Source organism: Pseudomonas sp. AC252, assembly GCF_979258105.1.
Genome location: NZ_OZ409837.1, coordinates 5,820,499 through 5,845,756 on the forward strand (window position 1 = coordinate 5,820,499; position 25,258 = coordinate 5,845,756).

Annotated in this window: 23 protein-coding genes and 1 pseudogene; 12 read left to right on the forward strand and 12 right to left on the reverse strand. The window is 60.3% G+C overall.

Annotated features, from left to right (window positions below; translation table 11 throughout):
- Positions 1 to 129: 129 nt before the first annotated feature.
- From ACZZZ4_RS26445 to codA, 5 genes are all read left to right on the forward strand, one after another.
- Entirely contained in the window at positions 130 to 1,209 is a 1,080-nt protein-coding gene (locus tag ACZZZ4_RS26445; protein WP_463549189.1) for a patatin-like phospholipase family protein, read from the forward strand.
- An 85-nt stretch (positions 1,210 to 1,294) separates the two neighbouring features.
- Entirely contained in the window at positions 1,295 to 1,651 is a 357-nt protein-coding gene (gene queD, locus ACZZZ4_RS26450; protein WP_007915588.1) for a 6-carboxytetrahydropterin synthase QueD, read from the forward strand.
- 198 nt (positions 1,652 to 1,849) lie between these two features.
- Positions 1,850 to 2,662: an alpha/beta fold hydrolase gene (locus ACZZZ4_RS26455; protein ID WP_463549190.1), complete on the forward strand. Its 813-nt coding sequence runs from the start codon at positions 1,850 to 1,852 to the stop codon at positions 2,660 to 2,662.
- Between the two features lie 303 nt (positions 2,663 to 2,965).
- The gene (gene codB / locus ACZZZ4_RS26460; protein WP_129999636.1) at positions 2,966 to 4,237 is read left to right on the forward strand and encodes a cytosine permease; all 1,272 of its coding nucleotides are present in this window, start codon (positions 2,966 to 2,968) and stop codon (positions 4,235 to 4,237) included.
- 14 nt (positions 4,238 to 4,251) lie between these two features.
- Entirely contained in the window at positions 4,252 to 5,487 is a 1,236-nt protein-coding gene (gene codA / locus ACZZZ4_RS26465) for a cytosine deaminase (protein ID WP_150634868.1), read from the forward strand.
- A 128-nt stretch (positions 5,488 to 5,615) separates the two neighbouring features.
- Here codA and ACZZZ4_RS26470 read toward each other — a convergent pair whose 3' ends face one another.
- Complete coding sequence (locus ACZZZ4_RS26470) at positions 5,616 to 6,590, reverse strand: diaminopimelate epimerase (RefSeq protein WP_463549191.1); 975 nt, start codon at positions 6,588 to 6,590, stop codon at positions 5,616 to 5,618.
- Between the two features lie 246 nt (positions 6,591 to 6,836).
- Between ACZZZ4_RS26470 and ACZZZ4_RS26475 the strand changes: the two genes are divergently transcribed.
- Both ACZZZ4_RS26475 and ACZZZ4_RS26480 read left to right on the forward strand, forming a co-directional pair.
- Positions 6,837 to 7,988, forward strand: a complete 1,152-nt coding sequence (locus tag ACZZZ4_RS26475) for an MFS transporter (protein WP_016775418.1) — start codon at positions 6,837 to 6,839, stop codon at positions 7,986 to 7,988.
- A gap of 49 nt (positions 7,989 to 8,037) precedes the next feature.
- Positions 8,038 to 9,330 carry a trypsin-like serine peptidase gene (locus ACZZZ4_RS26480; protein ID WP_463549192.1) on the forward strand — a complete coding sequence of 431 codons (1,293 nt, stop codon included), beginning with the start codon at positions 8,038 to 8,040 and terminating at the stop codon, positions 9,328 to 9,330.
- A 313-nt stretch (positions 9,331 to 9,643) separates the two neighbouring features.
- On the opposite strand, the gene ACZZZ4_RS26485 is transcribed toward ACZZZ4_RS26480, so the two are convergent.
- From ACZZZ4_RS26485 to ACZZZ4_RS26500, 4 genes are all read right to left on the reverse strand, one after another.
- A complete protein-coding gene (locus tag ACZZZ4_RS26485) occupies positions 9,644 to 12,070 on the reverse strand; it encodes a TonB-dependent siderophore receptor (protein WP_463549193.1) in 2,427 nt (808 codons plus the stop codon).
- A 98-nt stretch (positions 12,071 to 12,168) separates the two neighbouring features.
- A complete protein-coding gene (locus tag ACZZZ4_RS26490; protein ID WP_463549194.1) occupies positions 12,169 to 13,152 on the reverse strand; it encodes a FecR family protein in 984 nt (327 codons plus the stop codon).
- A gap of 40 nt (positions 13,153 to 13,192) precedes the next feature.
- Complete coding sequence (locus ACZZZ4_RS26495) at positions 13,193 to 13,684, reverse strand: sigma-70 family RNA polymerase sigma factor (RefSeq protein WP_463549317.1); 492 nt, start codon at positions 13,682 to 13,684, stop codon at positions 13,193 to 13,195.
- A gap of 150 nt (positions 13,685 to 13,834) precedes the next feature.
- Positions 13,835 to 14,623 (reverse strand): hypothetical protein, encoded by a 789-nt coding sequence (locus ACZZZ4_RS26500; RefSeq protein WP_463549195.1) that lies wholly within the window; start codon positions 14,621 to 14,623, stop codon positions 13,835 to 13,837.
- 170 nt (positions 14,624 to 14,793) lie between these two features.
- Between ACZZZ4_RS26500 and ACZZZ4_RS26505 the strand changes: the two are divergent.
- Positions 14,794 to 14,958: pseudogene (locus tag ACZZZ4_RS26505) on the forward strand (DHA2 family efflux MFS transporter permease subunit); the annotation flags it as partial.
- Positions 14,959 to 15,073: 115 nt separating this feature from the next.
- Here ACZZZ4_RS26505 and ACZZZ4_RS26510 read toward each other — a convergent pair.
- Positions 15,074 to 15,514, reverse strand: a complete 441-nt coding sequence (locus ACZZZ4_RS26510; protein ID WP_310406561.1) for a carboxymuconolactone decarboxylase family protein — start codon at positions 15,512 to 15,514, stop codon at positions 15,074 to 15,076.
- A 189-nt stretch (positions 15,515 to 15,703) separates the two neighbouring features.
- Between ACZZZ4_RS26510 and ACZZZ4_RS26515 the strand changes: the two genes are divergently transcribed.
- Positions 15,704 to 16,051 carry a hypothetical protein gene (locus ACZZZ4_RS26515; RefSeq protein ID WP_463549196.1) on the forward strand — a complete coding sequence of 116 codons (348 nt, stop codon included), beginning with the start codon at positions 15,704 to 15,706 and terminating at the stop codon, positions 16,049 to 16,051.
- A gap of 153 nt (positions 16,052 to 16,204) precedes the next feature.
- Here ACZZZ4_RS26515 and ACZZZ4_RS26520 read toward each other — a convergent pair whose 3' ends face one another.
- The 3 genes from ACZZZ4_RS26520 to ACZZZ4_RS26530 all read right to left on the reverse strand — a co-directional run bounded on the left by ACZZZ4_RS26520 (position 16,205) and on the right by ACZZZ4_RS26530 (position 19,440).
- Entirely contained in the window at positions 16,205 to 17,773 is a 1,569-nt protein-coding gene (locus tag ACZZZ4_RS26520) for a sensor domain-containing diguanylate cyclase (protein ID WP_463549197.1), read from the reverse strand.
- 174 nt (positions 17,774 to 17,947) lie between these two features.
- Positions 17,948 to 18,721 carry an aldolase gene (locus tag ACZZZ4_RS26525; protein WP_463549198.1) on the reverse strand — a complete coding sequence of 258 codons (774 nt, stop codon included), beginning with the start codon at positions 18,719 to 18,721 and terminating at the stop codon, positions 17,948 to 17,950.
- A gap of 11 nt (positions 18,722 to 18,732) precedes the next feature.
- Complete coding sequence (locus tag ACZZZ4_RS26530; RefSeq protein WP_463549199.1) at positions 18,733 to 19,440, reverse strand: haloacid dehalogenase type II; 708 nt, start codon at positions 19,438 to 19,440, stop codon at positions 18,733 to 18,735.
- A 108-nt stretch (positions 19,441 to 19,548) separates the two neighbouring features.
- Between ACZZZ4_RS26530 and ACZZZ4_RS26535 the strand changes: the two genes are divergently transcribed.
- The gene (locus ACZZZ4_RS26535; protein ID WP_463549200.1) at positions 19,549 to 20,481 is read left to right on the forward strand and encodes a LysR family transcriptional regulator; all 933 of its coding nucleotides are present in this window, start codon (positions 19,549 to 19,551) and stop codon (positions 20,479 to 20,481) included.
- Between the two features lie 176 nt (positions 20,482 to 20,657).
- On the opposite strand, the gene ACZZZ4_RS26540 is transcribed toward ACZZZ4_RS26535, so the two are convergent.
- Together ACZZZ4_RS26540 and ACZZZ4_RS26545 are read right to left on the reverse strand one after the other, a co-directional pair.
- Positions 20,658 to 21,917 carry an IS256-like element ISPsy17 family transposase gene (locus ACZZZ4_RS26540; protein ID WP_110603837.1) on the reverse strand — a complete coding sequence of 420 codons (1,260 nt, stop codon included), beginning with the start codon at positions 21,915 to 21,917 and terminating at the stop codon, positions 20,658 to 20,660.
- A 21-nt stretch (positions 21,918 to 21,938) separates the two neighbouring features.
- Positions 21,939 to 22,628 (reverse strand): ribonuclease T2, encoded by a 690-nt coding sequence (locus ACZZZ4_RS26545; RefSeq protein ID WP_463549201.1) that lies wholly within the window; start codon positions 22,626 to 22,628, stop codon positions 21,939 to 21,941.
- A gap of 164 nt (positions 22,629 to 22,792) precedes the next feature.
- On the opposite strand from ACZZZ4_RS26545, the gene ACZZZ4_RS26550 reads away from it, so the two are divergent.
- On the forward strand, positions 22,793 to 23,275 hold the full coding sequence (locus ACZZZ4_RS26550; protein WP_415761975.1) for a hypothetical protein: 483 nt from the start codon (positions 22,793 to 22,795) through the stop codon (positions 23,273 to 23,275).
- A gap of 100 nt (positions 23,276 to 23,375) precedes the next feature.
- Positions 23,376 to 24,164: a transporter substrate-binding domain-containing protein gene (locus tag ACZZZ4_RS26555; protein ID WP_463549202.1), complete on the forward strand. Its 789-nt coding sequence runs from the start codon at positions 23,376 to 23,378 to the stop codon at positions 24,162 to 24,164.
- A gap of 141 nt (positions 24,165 to 24,305) precedes the next feature.
- Here ACZZZ4_RS26555 and lepB read toward each other — a convergent pair whose 3' ends face one another.
- Positions 24,306 to 25,100: a signal peptidase I gene (gene lepB, locus ACZZZ4_RS26560; RefSeq protein ID WP_463549203.1), complete on the reverse strand. Its 795-nt coding sequence runs from the start codon at positions 25,098 to 25,100 to the stop codon at positions 24,306 to 24,308.
- Positions 25,101 to 25,258 lie beyond the last annotated feature (158 nt).

Consider the following 25,258-nt stretch of genomic DNA (forward strand, 5'->3'; position numbering starts at 1 on the left):
GCTTGCCCGCGAAGGCGGCGGCACAGCTTGCATCGCTGTGACTGAAAGGACGCTATCGCGGGCAAGCCCGCTCCCACAGGGTTATGCGGTGTGCTTATAATCGCCAGCTTGCTAACGATCGAGACCGGTATGACCGCCATCCACATCAAGTTCCCCGCCCTCACCCTCAAGGCCGGCCCGCGGGCCATGGCGCGGATTCGTGCGCAGGGATTGCACGCCGCAGACGTCGGCACCCTGCCCGGTGCGGCCGGTGGGCCAAAGGCGTTGGGGATTCAGGGGCTTGATCTGGCGTTGTTCGGCGAGTGGCTGCCGAGTGCGCCGCGTGAGCGTTCGCTGATCGGCGCCTCGGTGGGTTCCTGGCGCTTCGCCAGCGCCTGCCTGCCAGACGCAGCCGAGGGCATTCGCCGCCTCGGCCAGCTGTACGCCGAGCAGAACTTCAACAAAGGCGTGACCATGGCCGAGATCAGCCAGAGCTCGCAGCGCATGCTCAATGACCTGCTCGACGGCCGCGACGCGAGCATTCTTGAAAACGCCGACTACCGTCTGAACATCATGGTGGTGAAAAGCCGGGGCCGTCTCGCCGAAGACCATCGCGGGCGCCTCGGTCTCGCGTTGGGCTCGGTAATCGCCGACAACCTGCGCGGCCGTGCACGGCTGTCGCGACACTTTGAGCGGCTGATCATCCACGATCCGCGCCTGGCGCCGCCGCTTGATGCCTTGACCGATTTCCCCTCGCGTTTCGTTGCGCTCAATACCGGCAACCTGCGCCAGGCGCTGCTCGCTTCAGGATCGATCCCAATGGTCATGGAAGGCGTGCGCGACTTGCCCGGCGCCGGCGCAGGTACGTTCCGCGACGGCGGTTTGCTCGACTACCACCTCGACCTGCCCTACAGCGGCGACGGCATCGTGCTCTATCCGCACTTCACCGATCGAGTGATTCCCGGCTGGTTCGACAAGACCCTGCCCTGGCGCCGCGCTTCGGTGCAGCGCCTGCAAGATGTGCTGCTGGTCGCGCCGTCGAAGGAATATCTGGCCCGCCTGCCCTACGGCAAACTGCCCGACCGGAACGACTTCAAACGCTTCATGGGCGATGCGCCGAGCCGGCAGAAATACTGGCACGCGGCGATGGACGAGAGCCGCCGACTGGGCGACGAATTCCTCGAACTGACGGCCAGCGGTCGCCTCGCCGAGCGCTTGCTGACCCTTTAGTCAGCACGGCCAAAGACAAGCTGATAAACTCGCCGCCTGCCCGAATCGCTGCGGCGAACGCCATCTGAACAGAGCCGAAAATACCGTGGAAATCTTCAAAGAGTTTACTTTCGAATCCGCCCACCGCCTGCCGCACGTCCCGGACGGCCACAAGTGCGGACGCCTGCACGGTCACTCGTTCAAGGTCGCGCTGCACCTGAGCGGCGACCTCGATCCGCACACTGGCTGGATTCGCGATTTCTCCGAGATCAAAGCGATTTTCAAGCCGCTGTATGAGCGTCTCGACCACAACTACCTGAACGACATTCCCGGCCTGGAAAACCCGACCAGCGAAGTGCTGGCCAAATTCATCTGGAATGAAATGAAGCCATTGCTGCCGGAACTCAGCGCGATCCGCATTCATGAGACGTGCACCAGCGGCTGCATCTATCGCGGGGAATAAGCAACACACATCTCCCCGCCCTGTGGGAGCGAGCCTGCTCGCGAAAGCGGTGGGTCAGCCGACATTGATATCGACTGACACGCCCTCTTCGCGAGCAGGCTCGCTCCTACAGTGGGACAGCGTTGGTCCACAGAAACAGCCTTTACGGCTGTTTTTTTATGCCTATGCTTTCCGTTCTCCCGCCAAGAGGACAGGCCCATGACGGACTGGCTGCTGGATCAGGTGTTTGATTTCAACGGGCATCAAGTGCGTTATGCCGTGCGCGGTGACGGTCCGCCGCTGGTGTTCGTGCATGGCACGCCGTTTTCGTCTTACGTGTGGCACCGCATCGCCCCGCACTTTTTCGCCACACACCGAGTGCACTTTTTCGATCTGCTCGGTTACGGACAGTCCGCGCAGCCAGACGCCGACGTCTCGCTCGGCGTGCAGAACGAACTCCTGGCGCAACTGCTTGATCACTGGAATCTGCAAACTCCGGACGTGGTCGCTCATGATTTCGGCGGCGCCACGGTGTTGCGCGCGCACCTGCTCAATGGCAAGGATTACCGCAGCCTGACCCTGATCGACCCGGTCGCCTTGACGCCGTGGGGCTCGGCATTCGTGCAGCATGTGCGTCAACACGAAGCCGCGTTCAGCGGCTTGCCCGATTACATCCAGCGCGCCATCGTGCCGACCTATATTCGCGGCGCGATTCACCGTGACATTGCCGATGATGAACTGGCGCCGTATGTGCGGCCTTGGCTGGGCGATCCGGGGCAAGCGGCGTTCTACCGGCAGATCGCGCAGATGGACGAGCGCTTTACTCGTGAAGCCGAAAGCCTGTACCCGACGATTCGCTGTCCGGTGCAGATTCTCTGGGGCGAAGAGGATCAGTGGATTCCCATCGAACGTGGCCGCGCCTTACAGCAGATGATTCCCGGAGCGCAATTTCACGCCATCGCCAATGCCGGCCACCTCGTCCAGGAAGACGCACCCGAAGCCATCGTCGCCGCCCTGCTGCGTTTTCTCTAAGCCAACAGCATGCCTTTTCCTTGTGGGAGCGAGCCTGCTCGCGAAGGCGTCGTATCAATCCATCTTTCGGTGACTGACACCCCGCATTCGCGAGCAGGCTCGCTCCCACAGGAGTCCGGCGCCAAGTCTGAATTATCTGCAATGCACATAACAGGCTCGCTCCCTGACTGGGCCATGGTGTGTTCGGGTGCACCGTTTTCGCGCCTGACTTCGCCGTGTCGTCTATACATACCCGGCGCGGCGCCGCTTGGCACGACCGCTGCAACCCTTCTGTGTCTTCCCCCTTCCAGCAAGGACTGCCCCATGACGCAGAACGCCTCCGGCAACGATTACCCGCTCAGTGAAGTCCCCATGCACGCGCGCAAAGGCCTGGCCTCGACGGCGATGGTGTTACTCGGCTTCACGTTTTTCACCGCGACCATGTTTGCCGGCGGCAAGCTGGGGGTCGCGTTCGGTTTTGCCGAGATGATGGCGGTGATTATCGTCGGCAACCTGCTGCTCGGCCTGTACGCGGCAGGGCTGGGTTACATCGCCTTCAAGAGCGGTCTTAATTCGGTCCTGATGGGCCGTTTCTGTTTTGGCGAAGTCGGCAGCAAGCTCAGCGACCTGATTCTCGGCTTCACCCAGATCGGCTGGTACGCCTGGGGCACGGCGACAGCGGCGGTGGTGATCGGCAAGTATTTCAATCTCGATGAAACCACCGTGCTGGTCCTGATGGTGCTGTTCGGTCTGGGCTTTTGCGCCACGGCGTACATCGGTTATCGCGGACTGGAGATTCTCTCGTACATCGCGGTGCCGGCGATGCTGTTGCTGCTGATGCTGTCGATGTGGGCAGCGACCGTGAAAGTCGGCGGCTTCGAAGGTTTGCTCAGCGTAGTGCCGAGCGGTTCTCTGGACTGGTCGACAGCGATCACTTTGGTGTTCGGCACCTTCGTCAGCGGCGCAACGCAAGCCACCAACTGGACGCGATTTTCGCGCTCGGCAAAGGTGGCGGTGCTGGCCAGCCTGATCGGTTTTTTCATCGGCAACGGCCTGATGGTACTGATCGGCGCGTATGGCGCGATCGTCTATCAGCAACCGGATGTGGTCGAAGTGCTGCTGTTGCAGGGCTTCGCCATGGCCGCGATGGCCATGCTGCTGCTGAACATCTGGAGCACCCAGGACAACACCATCTACAACTTCGCCGTCGCCGGCTGCAACCTGCTGCGGACCGGTCGGCGCAGAACCGTGACCCTCGGTGGCGCGGTGATCGGCACCCTGCTCGCCCTGCTCGGCATGTACGACATGCTGGTGCCGTATCTGATTCTGCTCGGCACGGTGATTCCGCCGATAGGCGGGGTGATCATGGCTGACTTTTTCTATCGCTGGCGCGGCCACTATCCGCGTCTGGCCGACGCACGGTTGCCGGCGTTCAACTGGCCGGGGCTCGGGGCCTACGGCATCGGCACCATCGCCGCGTTCAGCTCGCCCTGGGTCGCGCCGCTGGTAGGCATTGCCGCTGCCGCGCTAACGTATGTCATCGTCACCGGTGTGCTCGGCGCCCGTCGCGTCAGCGCACCACTACAAGACCTATAAAAAGGATTCGCCTGATGCACATCATCAACGCCCGCCTGCGCAATCAGGAAGGCCTGCACGAATTGCACCTCGAAGACGGCCTGATCCACAGCATCGCCCGTCAGACCGAAGCGCCGACCCTCGGCGCGGATGACCTCGATGCCGGCGGCAATCTGGTGGTGCCGCCCTTCGTCGAGCCGCACATCCACCTCGACGCTACCCTCACCGCCGGCGAGCCGCGCTGGAACATGAGCGGCACGCTGTTCGAGGGCATCGAATGCTGGGGCGAGCGCAAAGTCACCATCACCGAAGAAGACACCAAGACCCGCGCCAAGAAGACCATTCAGGCCCTGGCCGCCCACGGCATTCAGCACGTGCGCACTCACGTCGACGTCACCGACCCGCAACTCACCGCGCTCAAAGCGATGCTCGAAGTGCGCGAGGAAAGCCGTCACTTGATCGACCTGCAAATCGTCGCGTTCCCGCAGGAAGGCATCGAGTCGTTCCGCAACGGGCGCGAGCTGATGGAAGAAGCGATCCGCATGGGCGCCGATGTGGTCGGCGGCATTCCGCATTTCGAATACACCCGCGATCAGGGCGTCAGCTCGGTGAAGTTTCTGATGGACCTGGCGGAGCGCACCGGCTGCCTGGTCGATGTGCACTGCGACGAGACCGACGATCCGCATTCACGCTTCCTTGAAGTGCTCGCCGAAGAAGCGCGCAGCCGCGACATGGGCGCCCGCGTCACCGCCAGCCACACCACGGCGATGGGTTCATACGACAACGCCTACTGCGCCAAACTGTTCCGCCTGCTCGGCCATTCCGGAATCAGTTTCGTTTCCTGCCCGACCGAAAGCATTCATTTGCAAGGGCGCTTCGACAACTTCCCGAAGCGCCGGGGCGTGACCCGCGTCAATGAACTGCTCGAAGCCGGCATGAATGTTTGTTTCGGTCAGGACTCGATCGTCGACCCGTGGTACCCGCTGGGCAACGGCAACATCCTGCGCGTGCTCGAGGCCGGCCTGCACATCTGCCACATGCTCGGCTATCGCAACCTGCAAAGCGCGCTGGACCTGGTCACCGACAACAGCGCCAAGGCCATGCACCTGGGCGAACGTTACGGACTGGAACAGGGCCGCCCGGCGAACCTGCTGATTCTCTCAGCGGACAGCGATTACGAAGTGATCCGCAGCCAGGGCCTGCCGCTGTATTCGATTCGCGGCGGCAAGGTGCTGATGAAGCGGCAGATGCCGGTGGTGGAGTTCAATTGAGATTGCACTGGGGCTGATGGCCTCATCGCTGGCAAGCCAGGCTCCCACAGGTTTTGTGTTGAGCACATGATTGGGCCCTCACGCAAAACCTGTGGGAGCCTGGCTTGCCAGCGATGGCGTCGGCCGAATCAACCCGCCAACCGCGCCGTGCCAAACAATCTGACGCGCAGCAACTCCCCTTCCGAAACCTCAAGCAAAACCGGTGCGGTGCCGCCGGGCATGACCACCCGCACTTCCCCCGCCTCGACCCAACCCACCCGCCACGCTGCACACGCGACCGCACTGGCGCTGGTGCCGGAAGACGCGGTTGGACCTTCGCCACGCTCGAATACCCGCGCAGCGATTTTCTGCGGCGACGCCAGCGCGGCCCATTGCAGATTGACGCCCGCCGGGCACGGATTGCCGGCACCGGTGGGCATGGCATAGGCAATTGCCGTCAGCCGTTCGTTCAGGGGCGATTCACCCATCTGTTCGTTGCTCGGCAAAGCGCTTGCATCGCTGAGCAGCGTTACACAGTGCGGATTGCCGATACGGACGAATTGGCTGTGGGTCCAAGCGGGATCGAGCTGTGCCAGGGGCTGGACATGGCTGACGTCGCGATTGTTGAACTGCTGAACGGCCTGCGCCCCCACAGCCTCCGGGCCAAATGTGGGCTGGCCGAGGTCGAGCCAGAAACCGCGCACGCCCTCGACTTCGGCCGGTTTTACCGAGGTTTCCAGCGCTTCGCCCTTGTCATGATGCACGCACAGCATGGCGCCCTGCTCCGGCAGCAAGCCTTGCTCGGTCAATGCCTGAGAAAAAATCGTCAGGCCGTTGCCACTGCGTTCGGCGAGGCTGCCGTCGGTGTTGACGATCAGCACATCGAACGGTGCGGACCTCTGAAACGGGCCGATCAGCAGGCCATCGCTGCGGTGAGGTTTGCTGTTGGCCGGGCGTTGGCCTTCGGGCCAGTGGCAGCACAAAGCGATGGCGGCCTCGCTCCATTGCTGCCCAGAGGCAGCGCAGTCGGTGGCGCTTGTCGGCAAAGCGATTCCGGCCTCGCGCAAGGCTTGGGGTGAGACCACGGCGTAGATATTGCCGCGTGCGTCGTAGAAGCTCGTCATTGCCGACCGTTTACCTTCGTATGGATGAACGCCACTCTAATGATTAATACACACCCTGTGGGAGCGGGCTTGCTCGCGAAGGCGGTGTGCCAGTCAAAAATTCCTGGCCTGACATACCGCCTTCGCGAGCAAGCCCGCTCCCACAGGGTAGGATGTCCACCGTTATGCCCCGAAAGGCCTGAGATCGAACCTCAACGCCGTCAGAATGTCACTCGGGATGCAGTTGTTTTTTTGCCAAGGATCGATATGACCAGCCTCAACCCCCAAGACACCTTCGTCCCCGGACGTCTGCAACAGATGTCCACCCGCGTCGCTTTTTTCATCGCCGGCCTCGGCATTGCCGCGTGGGCGCCGCTGGTCCCTTATGCCAAGGCCCGGGCCGGGCTGGATGAGGGCACGCTGGGATTATTGCTGTTGTGCCTGGGCGTCGGTTCGATTCTGGCGATGCCGCTGGCGGGGATTCTCGCCACGCGTTTTGGTTGCCGACGCGTAGCCACCGGCGGCACGTTGCTGATCTGCGCGGCGCTGCCGTTGCTGGCGACGGTGTCGTCGATCCCGGCGCTGATCGCCACGTTGTTCATGTTCGGCGCCGGCCTCGGCACGGTGGATTCGACGGTGAACCTGCAAGCAGTGATCGTCGAGCGCGCCAGCGGCAAGCACATGATGTCGGGGTTCCACGGTTTGTTCAGTCTCGGCGGCATCGTCGGCGCGGCGGGCGTCAGCGCCCTGCTCGGCCTCGGCCTGACGCCGCTGGCGGCGATGCTGGTCGTCGTCGTGTTGCTGATCGGCGCGTTACTCAAATGCGTGCCGCACATGTTGCCCTACGGCAGCGAAAGCTCCGGCCCGGCGTTCGCCATTCCCCATGGCATCGTGCTGTTTATCGGCGGCATGTGCTTCATCGTGTTCCTCACCGAAGGCGCGGCGCTGGACTGGAGCGCAGTGTTCCTCGCTCAGGAACGCGGGATCGACACGGCCTACGCAGGCCTGGGCTACGCAGCGTTTGCCCTGACCATGACCGTGGGCCGCCTGCTCGGTGACCGCATCGTGCGCAAGCTGGGTGCGACGCGAATCATTCTGTTCGGTGGGCTGTTAGCGGCGGCGGGGTTGTTTCTCGCCACCTTCGCACCGAGCTGGCAAGCGGCGCTGCTCGGGTATGCGCTGGTCGGCGCCGGTTGCTCGAACATCGTGCCGGTGCTGTACACGGCGGTGGGCAAGCAAACGGTGATGCCGGAAAGCATCGCGGTGCCGGCGATTACCACCCTCGGTTATGCCGGTATTCTCGCCGGGCCAGCGGTGATCGGTTTTGTCGCGCATGCCAGCAGTCTGAGCTTTGCCTTTGGATTGATGGCGGTTTTGCTGGTGGCTGTGGCGATCGGTGGGAAGACATTGAAGGTCTGAACATCAGTGCGACACCTGTCAGGTTTGACAGTAGACAAGCCTGAGCCTCATGAATCATGTTGATTTCTCCCCTCCACCGGAAAGGAAATCCACCGTGAATATGAGAATGGGATGTGCCGTTGCAGTCATTGCTCTTCTCCAGGGATGTCTCTCTGTCAGTCGATACGACTGGGGCGAAGGCACAGTCAACTTTGCTCCCGCTCAGCGACTGGCCAATGCAAACGGGCAATATGCGCATTGGCAAGCCATTGGCCGCGTCGAAGTTGAAGGCGGCATGACCTGCTCCGGCACACTCATTGATACCCGCGGATCGGGTACGCTGTCGCACCCGGCCTATGTACTGACCTCTGGGCACTGCACACACCCGGAGGTCGGCAACAACGAGATCGTCGTCAATGAACCTGCGAAGGGCCGGGTGACATTCAATTATTTTTTCGACACTCAACCGCAAAATCGCTCTTATGCTGTGAATCGGATTGCCTGGAGCACGCTGCGGGGTCAAGACATCTCTATCATTGAACTTGCTCCGTCTCTGGAACAACTGGTCAGAGACGGTATCGAGCCTTTGAAACTGGCAGATGAGCCACTGGCCACCGAAGAAAACATTCTCATCACGGGCGCGCCCATCGACGGTTTCATTCAGCGAATGGCATGCAGACAAGAACACCCGGCGTCTATCATCGAAGGTCCATGGCGATGGATCGGCCAATCGAGCAACCGCTGCCTGGGTGTCGTCAGTGGGTTATCCGGCTCGCCGGTGCTTGCGCGCTATACCAATGAAATCGTGGGTGTGCTGGGCACTACAACCCGCGGAAGTGGGCGCAATCGTTGTAAAGAAGGCGCTCCCTGCGAAGTCGTTGCCGGACAGGTCGACAAGCGTATAGATACCAACTATGCCTCGACGACCCAGGGCCTGGGCGCTTGTTTCACCAAAGGACAATTTGACCCGCGCCCGGGTGAGTGCCCCCTGGGAGCGGCATGGTCTTTTCCAAGAGCATCGCAAGATAGCGATTACATCAAGGTCGAGCGTGACGAGCACGGACAGATATTGCCATGGCAGTGGGTGCAAAACTTCTCAGTGAGCGCCCCGTTCTATCGCTATCGCTATACGCGCAGTCTGGATGAATGTCAGTCACTTGCAGGGTACAGCCAAATACAAACCGCTCGACCTGATTCGGAAAATGAGTTGAGTCATGAACTCAAAGAAGGTGCGGGACTGTATTTTTTGCCTGATCGGTCAACAGCGGCCTACGGACGCGCCAAAACAGTCGGAAGGGAAGACCGCCAGCGTCTATTGGCGGTGGTTGCTGGAAGCGCCAGCGCCATTGGCGCCGACCTATAAAGTTGAGTGGGTGAATGGCGATGACTACGATATCAGGGTTTTTCCGGCTCTACCGGATCTGGATCCTTTTCGGTTTCAGTACAAGTCTGGTCAGCCGGAGCATATCGATTGCCATGACGAGCGTGGATTCCAACGTGTGTCTGGCTCCACAGGCGTTTTCCATGTCTCCCTCGCAAATGGCCGGCAGAGCATCTGCCTCAAAGGTGCAGATCTGGTGGGCAATCCCGGCCCGGTTATCAATTTCCTGATACCTCAATAGCCGAGAACGGCTATTGCTGAACCCCTGCGCACCAGTCCAGCAATAGCCGAAGGCTTAGAAACCGACGCTGGCCTGCACGAAGAACGTGCGCGGCGCGCCGACATACATCCCCGAGTTGTTGTCGCTGGAGCGGGTGAAGTACTGCTTGTCGAAGACGTTCTTCACCCCGGCACCGAGCTTGAGGTTCGACACCTGCGGGCCGAAGTCATAGCCGCCGCGCACGTTCCAGGTCACGTAACCCGGGATGTCGCCGTACTGCCCGTCCGCCGTGCCTTCGGTGATGTAATTGCCATTGAAGCTGCCATCCGCATTCACACCGGTGCCCGGCGAGCGCTGTTTCGATTGGGCGAAGCCGTCGATGTTGTATGTCCAGCGATTGATGTCGTAACGCAAACCGACCGTGGCCACCTGCCGAGAATAGAACGGCAGATCGCGGCCCTTGAAGCTGGGGATCTCGCCTTCATAAGTGGCGCGGGTGTAGGTGAAACCGGCGTTGGCGGTCAGGCCATCGAGGCGCGGGTCGAGGGCCGCCATGTCGTAGTGCGCCGAGGCTTCGATGCCCTGGTGCTTGGTCGCGCCGAGGTTGGTCCAGCCAACATCGTTGCTGATGTATTGCAGTTCGTCATCGAAGTCGATGTAGAACAGCGTCACCTCGCCGCCCCAGACATCATCGTTGTAACGCGTGCCGATCTCGTAGGTCTTGGCCTTTTCCGGCTCCAGACCGTTGGCGGTGCTGTCACCCGAACCGCCCTGGCCGAGCTGGAAATATTGCAGGCTGCCGAACGAAGTTTCGTAGTTGGCGAACAGCTTCCAGGCATCGGACAGGTGATACATCACGCTCAGCGCCGGCAGCGGCTCATTGCTTTCGATGCTGCGGTTTTTCTCCTGGACCGGCCGGCCAGCGGTGTCGAGCACGGCGCGGTCGTGCCAATCGGTGCTGATGTGTTCGAAGCGAATGCCTGGGGTGATGGTCCAGTTGCCGACGTCGATCTTGTTGTCGACATACACCGAATTGGCCTCGGTGCCGCCGGTGCGATCCTGGAATACGTGGCCGTCAGAGGTCGGCGTGACTACTGGCTGGTTGTTGACCAGCGCCAGACGACTCGACTCTTCGTGCATCGCCTCTTTCAGATAGCGATAACCGACGCTGACTTCCTGAGTGGTCGGGCCGACATCGAACACCCGCGACACGCGCGGCTCGATGCCGAGGGTGTAGTAGGAACGCGGGTACGAGCTGAGGGTGCGCTGATCGCGCGCAGCGATGGTACTGCCGCGAAAGCTGTCGGTGTAGTAGGTGAGGATTTCCGCCTGAGTGCGCTCGTCGATCTGGCGAATCCACTTGAACGAAACGTCCTTGCGCCGGCCTGTGAACTGGTCGTAGTCACGCACCGATTCGTACGGTTTGTCGTCGTACTGACGCTGGGTCAGGCCGCCCGGCATGTCGGCACTGGCGTCGTAGTAGTGGAAGTTGAGGCTGAAATCGTCCTGATCAGTCGGCGCCCAGTGCGTTTTGAGCAGCACGTCGTCGATGTCGTTGCCGTTGTTGCGCTCGCGATAGCCGTGGCCGTTGACGCCGGAGTACAGCAGCGCGACGCCCATGCCGTTGTCGGCGGTGCCACCAAGAAACGCGGTGTCGATGTGTTTCCAGCCGCCGTACTGCGTGGTTTCCAGAGTGGTGCCGATTTCGCCGGTGGTTTTCTCCGGGATCGCGCGGGTCACGAAGTTGATCACGCCGCCGACGTTCTGTGGCCCGTAACGCACGGAACCGGCGCCGCGCACGACGTCGATGCTGTCGAGGTTGCCCGAGGAGATCGGCGCCATCGACAACTGCGGCTGGCCGTATGGCGCGAACGCCGCTGGCACGCCATCGATCAGTACGGTCGAGCGTGGCGACAGGCGCGAAGTCAGACCGCGTACGCCGACGTTGAGGGAAATATCACTGCCGCCGGTGCCGTTGGAGTCCTGTACCTGCACGCCCGGCACGCGCTTGAGCACGTCGCTGACGTTCATCGCGCCCTGCTCGACCATCGCTTCGCGGCGAATCACCGTGCGCGCGCCCGGGTGGTTTTGCACCACCGCCGCGTCAGCGTCACCGAGCCAGTCGCCGACCACTTTGATGTCGGTCACGCCGAGCTCCAGCGGGCCGTTGCTGGCTGCGGAGGTGGCTGCTGGGGCGAGCGTCACCGAGCCCTCGTTGATCTGATAATCGAGTCCGCTGCCCTGCAACAGCTGACGCAAGGCCTGTTCCGGCGAGAGGTCGCCATCGACCGCAGGCGCCTGTTTGCCGGCCACCAGCTCGGGGCTGAAAAACACCTGCAGCGAGGTTTGCTGGCCCAGTTCGCTCAAGGCCTGGCCCAGCGGTTGCGCGCGGATATGAATGGCTTCAGCGGCGAACGCCGACGGCATCGCTGCGCTGACGGCCAGCGCGAGCGCCAATGGCAGCCAAGGGGATTTTTTATTGTGGTGGGTGGTGATGTTCACGTCGTACGGAGTCCTGTGGATCGCAAGAGTGTGCGGCTGTTAATGCAAACCAGTTGCAGTTGAACACGAAGACGATGAACGGGGAAAAAACCTGAATGCTATCTGGAAATTATTTCCTGACTGCCGTCGGCAAGGGTGCGCACGGCCACCGGCAGGATGTTCGGCAAGGCTTTGAGCAAGGCGTCGGTGTCATCGGATTTGAACACGCTGGTCAGGCGCAGGCTGACCACGCCCGGTTGCGAAACGATCAACGGCTTATCCCGATAACGCGACACTTCAGCCGCCACTTCGCCGAGGCTGGCGTTGTTGAACACCAGTTTGCCGTTGCGCCACGCAGTCAGCTGCGCCGGGTTGACCGCGTAGGCCGGCAGGACTTTGCCTTGCGCATCGACCGACGTGCCGAGGCCTGCGGTGAGGTTGATGAATTCGTTGTCCGGCGCAGCACTTGCCTGCACTCTCACCGTGCCCTGCTCCACCGCCACGCGGGTGTGCGTGGCATCGCGACGCACATCGAAACGCGTGCCGGTGACCGTGACCTTGCCGCTGCCGGCCTCGACAATAAACGGACGCGAGGCGTCGTGTGCAACGCTGAACATCGCCTCGCCGGCGCTCAATTCGATGACACGTCGATCCTGCTCGTAGCGCACCTGCAAGCGGCTGCGACTGTTCAGATCGATCACCGAGCCATCGGGTAACGCCACATGTCTGCGCTCGCCCAGCGCCGTAACGAACTCGGCGCGGTAGCCACTCGGATGATACAGCCCACTGAACAGGCCAAGCCCCAGCGCCACGGCCAGAACACTCGCGGCCACGGCATAACGCAGCAACGGCCGGCGTTCGCGGCGACTTGGCGGTGTTTCAGCAAGCGCTTTGAGGCGCGAAGTCGGCAGCAGATCGGCCGCCGTCCACAGGCCTTGCAGCAACTGGAATTCTTCGCGGTGTTGCGGATGCTCGTTCAGCCAGGCGTCGAAGCGCCGCCGTTGCTCGACGCTGACATTCGGTTCCTGCAAACGCACGAACCAGGCCGCCGCCTCGTCACGCACCGCCGTTTTCCCACAGGCGCAATCACCCGTTTCCATCATGGAATGTCCTGTCCGCCTAAGAATGAAAAGGTGCGAGCGCTCATGATTGCAAGCCATCCAGCCGCTCACGCAGATGGCGCAGGGTGCGGATCATATACTTTTCGACCATATTCTTGGACAGCCCCAGGCGTTCGGCGATTTCTGCCTGCGTCAGGCCTTCGATCTTCTGCCAGACGAAGATCTTGCGACAGTTGAACGGCAGTTCGGTGAGCGCGCGTTCGATGGAATCGGCCAGCTGGATCGCATGCATGTAATGCTCCGGATCGCCCGCCGACGACGCACTGTCATCGACCGCTTCCCACTCCATGGTGCCGCGCCGGTCCTCACGCCGATACCCATCAACCGCGATATTGCGCGCCGTCTGGTGCAGATAAGCGCGCGGCTGCTGCACCGCCGCCGAATCCGCCTCGAGCACCCGCACAAAGGTGTCGTGCGCCAGATCCTCGGCCTGCGCGCGATTGCGCAGGCGCCGAGTCCAGGTACCGATCAACTCTTCGTAATGCTCGAAAAAGCCGGATCTGCGGGAGCGCATGGAGATGGGCGGCGTGGTGAGGAAAGGGCGTGAATAGTAATGCTTCGTATTAATCGAGTGCAATTTATTCATCGTCCCCCTTGACCTCTTCTTCCACTTGGCCAAGAGCGAGAGCCGCAGCCAGACTTATCGGCAGCAGCGAAACGCTTTCTATGGCATACGCGCCAGATTGACTGCACTGCCGAACTCGAGCATCAAGTCCTTGAACGCGAACGCTGAATAACCAATCAGCAGTGCCAGTACCGCCAGAGTACCTTTCGTTTCGACAGGAATACTCATCCAACCAGGAAGAACCAGCGATGCGCAGAAGACAATGAGGCAAAGCGCTCCCACGCACACGGAGACAATGGTCAGGAAAAAGTAACTCCAGAACGCTGCCGGGATAACCCGGGAACGCAACATAAACCAGTCGCCGTCGGTATCGACTAACGCCATACCTCTGATGAAGCGATCCATAGCCAGCCCCGGATTGTCCTTCTTGGTACCCAACACGTTGCGAATCTGTCGAGGATCAGCGTTTACCGGCCCCCATGCATTTTGAAACTCGAGTTGCAGGTCCGCGTCGTTGAGTTTCTCGAAATTCGAGCGCAAGTTGCGTTGCAACTGAACCTGCCCTCTGGCTTTCGCCACCCTCATACGACCAGCCTTGGTCGAATGGGGTTGCCACCATTCAAACAGCGTCATACCAACGCCAACCGCGATCAGAACAATGCCCAAGGCGCGAGAATAACCAAAGTCGTCCGGCACAGATGGCACGGGTGCCAAGCCACGGAATGCCTGAGCCGTCTGGGCCAGCATCGCCAGCAAGTCGAGTGCTCCAGGCGTCCACAGCAGCATTCCCAACATCACAAACTTGCTACTCGGTTTTCCGATGATCCAGTTGATGAGTTGTTTAGCAATAGCTATTAGTTCCCGCTGCAGGTCAGTCCCTGAGTTCATGTGTAACTCCTTTGAAATATTTACGCTTGAGCCTCTTTAACGGCCTGAACGCTCAGTCCTGAAGGATCAGCGAAACGGTTCGCGACGATTTACCTGACGCCGCTGTTCCTCGGCCGCGTGCGCGGCCACAGCGCGCTGGACGTTGGTATGGCAGTTTTTTCCACCGGGGTGCCAGCCTGCGGCAGCTGTGGCTGGTGACGTATCGCGAGGCGCAGACGCAGACTTATGGCGATACGTTTTTGATGATCATGGTCTGCTTCATCATCGCCACGGCGATGGTGCCCTTGATGCGCAAGGTGCAGCCACCGGCGGCGCCGAGTTCACAAGCACATTGAAGATTCCCTTGTAGGAGTGAGCCTGCTCGCGATAGCGGTCTGTCAGATAGCAAACATGGTGACTGACCTACCGCTATCGCGAGCAGGCTCACTCCTACAGGGATGTGCGTGGGACTTAAGCCTGCGGCAGTTTGCGGAAGCCCACCGCCAGGCGATTCCAGCCGTTGATGGTGTTGATCGCCACGGTCAGGTCAACCAGTTCCTTGGGCGAAAACTGCGCAGCGACTACCTCGTAATCTTCGTCGGGCGCGTGGGTCAGGCTCAGTTGCGTCAGCGACTCGGTCCACAGTAGTGCCGCACGTTCGCGCTCGCTGAAGAACGGCGCTTCCCGCCATGCTGTCACGGCGAACAGGCGACGCGGGGTTTCGCCGTCCTTGATCGCGTCGGCGGTGTGCATGTCGATGCAGAATGCGCAGCCGTTGATCTGTGAAGAGCGCAGCTTGACCAGTTCGATCAGGCTCTTTTCCAGCGGCAGTTTCGAGACGGCATTTTCCAGCGCCATCATCGCCTTCATGGCATCAGGGGAAGCGGTGTAGAAATCGGCACGAGGTTGCATGGTGGACTCCGGGGTAGCGATTGAATGTGTGGCTACGTTAGTCCCCGGGGGTGGTTCGGCAAATAGCCAATATTGCAGAAGAACGGTAGGCCACTTGGCGCAGCGATTGACCGCTCGTCACTCGACTGGCACCAAGGCTTGGGCGTGCGAGACCAATATCAGGTAATCCCCTTTATCAGGAGACGTACCATGATGACGCGCAAATTCACTTCGTTATTGTTGGCCGGTCTGCTCGCTACGGCATCCGCCGCCAGCTTCGCTGCCAATGACAGCACAGATGCGACGGGCACCAAGTCCGGCGGCGCCAGCAGCTCGACCATGCCGCCAGACAACACCCCGGGCTCGCCATCGGGTGGCAGCGGTTCTGGCGGAACCAATAACGGCACCGGCACTGGTTCGGGCATAGGCACCGGCACGGGCACGGGCACGGGCACGGGCACCAATGGCGGGGCCAGCGGCTCGGGTTCCGGCGCGGGTGGCGGCACCGGTTCGGCCGGCGGCGGTACAGGTGGCGCGGGCGGTGGCACGGGCGGCTGAACGAACAAGAGCCATCCCAGATAAAGCAACGCTGAGTAACTGTGGGAGCGAGCTTGCTCGCGAAGGCATTGTGTCAGTCGACTGATTTGGTCACTGGTGCGCCGCCTTCGCGAGCAAGCTCGCTCCCACATTTGCTCAATAGTGTGACTGAGATCAGCGATCCGACCGCATCAGTTCGGCAAAACCTTCTTCCGACGCATACACCGCCGCGCGATTGCGCCCGGCATTTTTCGCCTGATACAACGCGGCGTCCGCGCGCTGGATAAACACCTGCGGGCTGTCGTTGCCGTGCGGTATAAACGCATAACAGCCCAGGCTCACAGTGAGATAGCCGGTCGGCGAGCCACTGTGGATGATGTGCTTGTCGATCACGCTGCGGCGAATCTGCCCGGCAATCGCCAGCGCACCGTTGATGTCGGTGTCCGGCAACAGCACGGCGAATTCCTCGCCGCCGTAACGCACCGCCAGATCCGACTTGCGCTGGCAGCAGGTCTTCACCACTTGCGCCACTTGTGCGAGACACTGATCGCCGGCGACATGACCATACGCGTCGTTGTAGCGCTTGAAGAAATCGATATCGAGCATGATCAGGCTGACCGGGCTGACCTGGCGCGCGCCACGGGCAAATTCGATATCCAGCGAACGCTCGAACAAGCGTCGATTGGCCAGCCCGGTGAGGCTGTCGTGGGTGGCGATCTGTTCCAGCGCCAGCTGAGCCCTGCGTAGATTTTTCTCGATACGCTCGCCGTCGCGCACCTGATGAATGAATACCCAGCCGAACAGACCAATGCCCAAAACAACCAGCGCGACGATCACGCTGGACTGAAATGCGCGCTCGTGCCAGCCCCGCAAAATCGTGTCTTGCGAAGTCGCGGCAGAGACCACCAGCGGATATGAGGCAAGCTGCCGATAGCCATACAATCGTGTCACGCCATCGACCACGGAATTGAGCATCGCCGTGCCGGCGTTAGCGTTGGGCAGCAGGGTTTGATAGATCTCGCCGTGGGCCACCGAGGTATTGATCAACGCCTCGTCAAAGGGCCGTCGGGCCAACAAGGTGCCGTCGGTCAATGCCAGAAACATGATGCCGCTGTCATCGAGGCTGAAGCTTTTGAAGAACTGATCGAAGTACGACATGCGGATGCCGGCCATCAGCACGCCCTGAAAGTTGCCGAGCTGGTCGTTGACGCGTCTGGAAATCGGAATGATCCACTCGCCGTTTTCGCGGCTGCGAATCGCCTGGCCGATGTGCGCAACCGTCGAAGCATTCTGCTGATGGAACTTGAAATATTCGCGATCGGCCACGCCATTGCCACGGGGTAGATTGGGGAACGACGTAATGACCCACTGCCCTTCGCGATCGAAAAGAAAGATGCCGTGCAACTGATCCAGTTGCTGCGCGCGGCGGGCAAAGATCCGCTGCAACCGAGGTCGCTGCGCCGTCCCGTAACCATCGTCCTGAATCCAGTCGACGAGGCTGGTCATCACCAGATCCGCTGCCCGCACAGTGTCTTCGGCCTGCTGCGCCATGGCCCGGGTCAGGTTGCCCGAAGCCATCTTCGCCACCGCCAGATCCTGACGCCGTGACTGCTCCAATTGCAGGTACAGAAGACCGCACAGGCAGAGGCTCACCGCAACGATAAACAGCACCGCCGCTTTGCGCAGGGGCAGGCGCTTGAGCGTGCCGGGGGCCTGATGCGGATCGTGAATGGAGATTGGCAAAAGCATGTCCTGGGCAGGTACGGCAGGGGCGCGAGCCCGAAACCCTTGTGTTCGTGAGCGTAGCCCACCGGGATGCACGGGGCAAACGCCCGCCTCCCGCCCAGTTATCGGCGCGTCGCGAGTTTGGATGATCGCTTTTCGTCGATTTATTTACGACTGCTTCTTTACGGTTAATCAGTTATGCAGGGCCAGGCGCCGCATCGCGCTGGTGAGATGCGCACGGGCACTTTGCGCATCGCCTTCACGCATTTGTTCATAGGCGCGCTGCGCAATCGCATGGGGCACCGGTTTCAATTCACGTTGGGTTGCCATCGCCAGCAGCTGCACCTGCGCGGCGCGTTCCAGGTAATACAGATCGTCCCAGGCTTCGGCAATGGTCGGCGCGGCGACAATCACACCGTGGTTTTTCAGAAAGAGAATGTCGGCATCGCCCATGACGCTGGCGATGCGGTCGCCTTCGGATGCGTCCAGTGCGAGGCCGTTGTAATCCTCGTCCACCGCCGTGCGCCCGTAAAACTTCAGCGCGGTCTGCCCCAGCCATAGCAGCGGCGGGCCTTGCAACAGGCACAACGCCGTAGCGTGCGGCATGTGCGTGTGGAACGCGACTTTTACCCGTGGCAGTTGTTTGTGCAGTCGCGCGTGGATGTAAAACGCCGTCGCCTCGGGCTCGCCTTCGCCATCGACCACATTGCCGGCGAAGTCGCAGACCAGCAGATTCTGCGCCGTTACCTCTGCAAAAGCGTAGCCGTAGGGATTGACCAGAAACAGGTCGTCATGCCCCGGCAGCATCGCCGAAAAGTGATTGCAGATGCCCTCCTCCAGACCATGCAATGCGGCCAGTTGAAAGCACGCAGCAAGTTCGTTGCGGGCGGTGATGATCGCCTCGGTTTCCAGGTGCAGCGTTGCGCTGGGTCTGGCTTTGCCAGTGCCGCTCAAGATATGAGCCATGGCAATTCTCCTTAGGTCCAGCCGAGGGATTTGAACAGCGGCAGCACTTGATCGAGGCTGGACAGGATCGCGTCGGGGCGATAGTCCGGCAACAACTGACGACCCGTGCCGCGATCGATCCACACGCAACGAAAGCCCATGTCGCGCGCCGCTGTGTGATCGAGCATCGGGCTGGCGCAGATGTGCACCACCTCATCGCGGGTGACGCCCAATTGCTCATGAGCGTAGTCGAACAGCCGTGGCGCCGGTTTGTAGGCACCGGCCTGTTGCGCGGTGATTACACGGTCGATATGGCCACCGAGTTGCGCGACGTTGCCGGCAATGATGTCGTCGTCGGTGTTCGAGACGATGCACAGCTTGAAGCCCATGGCTTTGAGCTGCGCGAGGGTGTCGACCACTTCGGCAAAGGGCGGCATGTTCGGGATGGCTGTCGCCAGGCGTTGACTGTCCTCGGGCTGGCTCGGCAAGCCCATTTCTTCCAGCGCCAGTTGCAGGCCGAGCGTGCTCAGTTCACGAAAGGAACGGTGCGGCGGCGTTTGCTCGAGACGATGCTCGTGACGGTCGTAGACTTCGATCAACTTATCGGCGTCCACTGCGTGCTGGCGCTTGTCGCTGAGCATTTTCTTGACCACGGCTTTCAGTCCTTCATCCCACTGAATGAGGGTGCCGTAGCAATCGAAGGTCAGCCAGTGCGGGTGCGGCGTGTTGTTTAAGGTCATCGGTCGATCCTCCAGTGCCAGGACTTCAGCTTATGAGCGTGCGGTGATAGTGTGAAATTAAATAAACACGCGATCGTCATTCGCAAAACAACTATCAGGAATACCGCCATGCTGGATCTGGAATTGCTGAAAACCTTCGTCTGCGTGGTCGACGAAGGCAGCTTCACCCGCGCTGCCGAACGTGTGCACCGCACGCAATCGACGGTCAGCCAGCAGGTGCGCAAACTCGAAGATCTGGTCGGCCACCCGCTACTCCTGCGCGACCGCACCGGAGTGCACGTCGCGGTCACCGAACACGGCGAACTGCTGATGCACTACGCGCGCCGGTTGCTGGCGCTGTCCGCCGAAGCCACGCAAGCGCTGGCCAGCGACATCGATCTGGAAGTGCTGCGCATCGGCATGCCGGAAGACTTCGACGCCCGGCGCATGGCGCTGATCCTCGCCGGCTTCAACCGCAGCCATCCGCAGGCGCGCCTGGAAACCATCAGCGGCATGAGCCTCGACCTGCGCCAGCGCCTCGACGCCGGCGACATCGACATTGCCCTGATCAAACGCGAACCCGACAGCGGCCCGGCATGGGCCACTTGGCCGGAGCGGCTGGTGTGGGTCAAAGGCGCAGAGGTCGACACCCGCGACGGTGTGCTGCCGCTGGCGCTGTTTCCGCAGGGCTGCCTGTACCGGCAACGGGCGATTCGCTTGCTCGATGTGGCGCAACGACCGTGGCGGGTGGCGTTCGGCAGTCACAGCCTGACCGGGATACAAGCGGCGGTGGCGTCTGGGTTAGGGGTTTCGGTGTTGCCGGTTTCGGCGGTATTGCCAGAACATGAAGTGTGTAGGGATTTGCCGGAGTTGGCGCCGACGGAACTGGCGTTGGTTAGTCGTGAAGGAGCGTTGAGCGTGTTGCAGCGGGGGCTGGTGGAGTTTTTGCGTGGGGAATTGGGCGCGGATGCGGGGGATTTGCCTGAATCCCCCCGGGGTTGTTTATTCGGGTTTGTTGACTTCGCGGAGCAGGTCGGCGGTGGGGATGTTCATGGTGTTTGAGTAGTAGCGTGGGTCGTATTCATATTTCCAAATCCTCAGGCCAAAAAAACAGGCGCTCACGGGAGCGCCTGTTTTTTTTGGCTCATTACGGATGGCTTACCGTACCGGCGGCACCGGGAGTATCAGTTTTTTTGTGTTCGGGCTGGTTAGGGCCTGCCGTCAGGCAGGCCGTTGTTTTACCAGCTCGGTCTGGTAAATCGGTCTCCGTACAGGATCGCAAATTGATTCATCGCCACTTTCCAGTCGTGTGCCGCATGACCCCAGTTGGCGGTGATGTTGCGCAACCCAAGCCATATCAGTTTTGTCGCGGCCTCATCGGTCGGGAAGTGTCCTCGAGTTTTGATGATCTTGCGTAACTGGGCATTGATGCTCTCGATGGCATTGGTCGTGTAAACCACTTTGCGGATGCCCGCCGGGAAAACAAAAAACGGTATAACCCGATCCCAGGCGCGACGCCATGCAGCAACCACAGTCGGATACTGCTTGCCCCAAGGCCCCGCTTCAAAGGCGTTAAGCTCTTGCTCAGCCACATCGGCATTGATCGCCTGGTAGATCGGCTTGAGTGCTTTGGCCAGTGCCCGACGTTTATCCCAAGCAGCATAATCCAGGCTGTTGCGGATCAGATGCACGATGCAGGTTTGCAGCGTCGTGGCAGGAAAAACCGCCCCCAACGCCTCCGGTATTCCTTTGAGGCCATCCGTGACGGCGATCAGAACATCTTCAACGCCACGAGTCTTGAGGTCGTTGAACACCTTCATCCAAAACTTGGCGCCCTCGGTGCTCTCGATCCAGATACCCAGAATGTCGCGCGTGCCATCAGGTAATACCCCCAGCGCCAGATAAATAGCCTTGTTGCGTACTAACCCCTCGTCCCGGATTTTGACCCGTAGCGCATCGAAGAAGATCACCGGATACATCGGTTCCAAGGGTCGTTGTTGCCAGGCACCGACCTCTTCCATGACCGCATCGGTGACTGAGCTGATGAAGTCATGGGACACGTCAGTTCCATACTGCTCAGACAGAAAAGCGCGGATCTCACGCACCGTCATGCCCCGGGCGTACATGGCAATTATCTTGTCGTCGAAGCCTGTAAAACGGCGTTCGTGCTTGGGAATCAGGATCGGGGCGAAGCTACCATCGCGGTCTCTGGGGATATCCAGACGAAGAGGGCCGTCGTCAGTCAGGACAGTTTTGCCACTCTTGCCATTGCGCTGATTGGTCGACTCCTCAGGGCGCTCCGCGCCCTGAGGATAACCAAGGTGGTGACCCAGCTCGGCACCTAGAGCACGCTCGATCAGAGCCTTCTTGAACGCCATGGACGCGTCTTGAATGGCTTCGGCGCTCATCGGGCCTTTAACAAACTGCTCGATCAGCTCTTGGGGAATCGAGGGCAACTCCCTCGCTGTTGCATTGGCGGACTTCTTTTTGGTCGGCATACATGTACCTCTAGCTACATGTTATGCCCGAACACAAAATTTCTGACAGTCTCGCGGCACCCGAATATCCCCCGCCCGACACTGCGTTTTCACCCCTTTGCCACACGCGCTGAACTGCAAATCCTTGTTCATGCACACCCGCACTTCCGACAGCTGCGGACCACTGCAAACCACCGCAATTCCGTCCTCGGGAATACCCGGATTGGCCTTGCGAAACATATCGACAATCTCCTGAGCTTCGAAGTAGTACGAGGTCGAGCCGAACGGCTGTAACGCCTGCGGAATCTTCACTGCGCCGAGAGCCTGATCTGACTTGTCGAGATAGCCCATTGCGCCGAGACCGCTGCAGGTACCGTGCTTGGACCATTCGTGATCAAGGAGTTTTTTCGTCGGGTACATCGTGAGGCCCTTGCTGGTTTCTGCCGCCGACAGTCTGGTCAGCGGCGGGCAGGATTGCGGCCAACCGCCCTTGGCGTATTGCGGCCACAAACCGTGCAGGACAAAACCATAACCCTTGCCGGTGCACTGCGCGTCGTCCTTGTGCGTCAGACAAAAAGTCGGCGACCAGGACAGCGCCAGCAGGTAGTAGTCGAACACCCCCGCCACCGATTCCGCCTGGGCTTTGTTCGATGACGACTGACGCGCCGAACTCATGCCAATGCTACCGGCTGTCAGCGCGATCATTGCCAGAATTGTAAACAGCTTTTTCATTAACCCGTTCCTTGGGACGCCTGCGTCCGTGGTTTTCGTTGTTGGCCAGGCTTGGCCAGTGCTGATTTCGACACGCTTGTATTGCAAGCGCATGACGCAAGGCAAGGCCCTGCGCCGTGCAAAGGTCTACGCTAAACAGGCAGACATCCAACAAGGGAACCGACATGAGTAAAGCAGACGAACTCGCCGCCAGACTCAAGCAGACCCGGCACACCCAGGCTGACGACATCACCTGCGCTGCGCTTGAGATCGATTGCTGGCCTGCTCAGGTGTACGACTTGTACCACCGTATCGAGGCCTGGCTGCAACCGGTCACCGAAGTAGGACTGAAGATTCGGCGAAATCCTACGCACGTTTGCGAAAGTTCGCCCGACGGCGAAAGCCACGACTACGCCATCGACCAATTGGTGATCGAGGCCAACCATCACAGCCTGACGTTCGATCCGATTGCGCGGTTTACCGAGGACGGTTGCGGACGTGTCGAGATCAAGGTGCCGGGACGCGATCAGTCCTTGCTGCGCACGGTTGACGAGCATGGCGAGAGTCACTGGTGGTTGCAGACCATCGAAACCGGCCAGGAGCTGGATGCGATTGCGCTGACCGAAAACAATCTGCTGCAAGTGGTGCAGCAAGGGCTGGGTCTGTAACGGATCAGCCCTGACGCGCGACGTCGGACTGGATCAACGGTGAGAACGTGGTTAACTTCAAGCACGTCCTTTCCGTCCACCCCAGAGAAAAGTCCGACAGATGCCAACGACAAAAACCACAATCCTGCTCGGTGCATTGCTCGCGTTGCCTTTCACCGTTCAGGCCGCCGAGCCGACCACCCACCTCGACAGCATCCAGCAACAAGGCCAGTTACGCGTCTGCACCACCGGCGACTACAAGCCCTACACCTTCAAGCGCAGCGACGGCGACTTCGAAGGCATCGACATCAGCATGGCCCGCTCACTGGCCGACAGCCTCGGCGTCAAGGTGCAATGGGTGCAGACCACTTGGAAAACCTTGATGCCCGACATGCAGGCCGGCAAATGCGACATCGGCATGGGCGGCATCTCGGTCACCCTCGAACGGCAGAAAAAGGCCTACTTCAGCAACACCCTCGACACCGACGGCAAAATCCCGCTGGTGCGCTGCGCCGACCAGTCGAAATACCAGACCATCGACCAGATCAACCAGCCCAACGTGCGCCTGGTGGAACCGGCCGGCGGCACCAACGAAGCCTTCGTCCACGCCTTCCTGCCCAAAGCGCAACTGGCCCTGCACGACAACGTGACGATCTTCCAGCAACTGCTCGACAACAAAGCCGACGTGATGATCACCGACGCCTCGGAAGCGCTGTATCAGCAGAAACTCAAACCGGGGTTGTGCGCTGTGAATCCGCATAAGTACATGCAATACGGCGAGAAGGCTTACCTGCTGCCGCGTGATGACATGAGTTGGAAACTGTATGTCGATCAGTGGCTGCATTTGAGCAAGGTCACTGGCAAGTATCAGCAGACGTTGAGCGAGTGGATTGCGGTGCCGGGGCAGTAATGGTTTTCGTCGTGCAGTACGCCGGAGCTTTGATGATTGAGGCTGCTGCCGATGCTGTTGCCGCCGTACTTCAGTGTGTTGGTGTTATGGCTTTCCGGCGATGCGCAATCGCCGGAGAAGCAAGTGCCTGCAAGAGCCCCCTCAAGGGAAAACCGTACCGATCCTTGACCGGTCTTCTGACCACCAAATCCCGGTGACTATGCCGGTGATGTCATCAACTTTCACCTGCCCCATGAATCGACTGTCATTGCTGCTATCGCGGTTATCGCCGAGCAGATAGACATGATTCTTTTCGACCAGCGTTGGCGCAGTTTGCATATAACGACGGTTCTTCACCCGCTCTCGCGGAGCAAAGAACAGTCCAAGGTTTTTACCATTGAGAATGACCTCCCCGTCGACTATCGACAAGGTATCGCCCCCCACAGCCGCAACGCGTTTGACCGCTTCGGTACCGTTGTAGCGATAGACCACGATATCTCCCACCTGCGGCGAGCCGATGCGCAGGTTTGTGACGATGTAATCGCCGATAGACAGAGTCGGAACCATCGAGCCGGAGGGAATGAAGTAAGTTTTGAATCCCAACGTTGCAGTTCTCAACGGCCCCAGCAATACCAGCGTGATCACGATAAGAGTTGCCACATAAAGCACATGGAATCGAATGCCAGGGCTAGTCACCGAAGTGTCGTTTCTGCGCGCCAGCATCGCCGCCACAGTCGCAGAACCCAGTTTCACTAGTACGGCGAACACGACGCCAGCATATAGCCCTATCGGAGTAGCCGTTAATCCGCAAACCCCCATCAGGACAACGCCGATATAAAGCAGAGCGGCAATGCGCACCGCCCATTTGACCTGACCGACGTAGACCAGCCCCCAGCCGGCCACCAGACAGGACATGACGAACGCTTGCAGTGGGCGCTTTGGCGAGGTGGCTTCCATGACGGACTGATCCTGAAAAAAAACGGATGCTACTGAATTGCCATTACTCAGTCCAGTTGTCCAACGGGCATAGGCGTCGGTGCAGCGTTAAACAAGATCCGCCAATCAGCCGGAGCGTTCGCGTCCGGCCTGAGCACATAACGCCGCTGTACGGATCT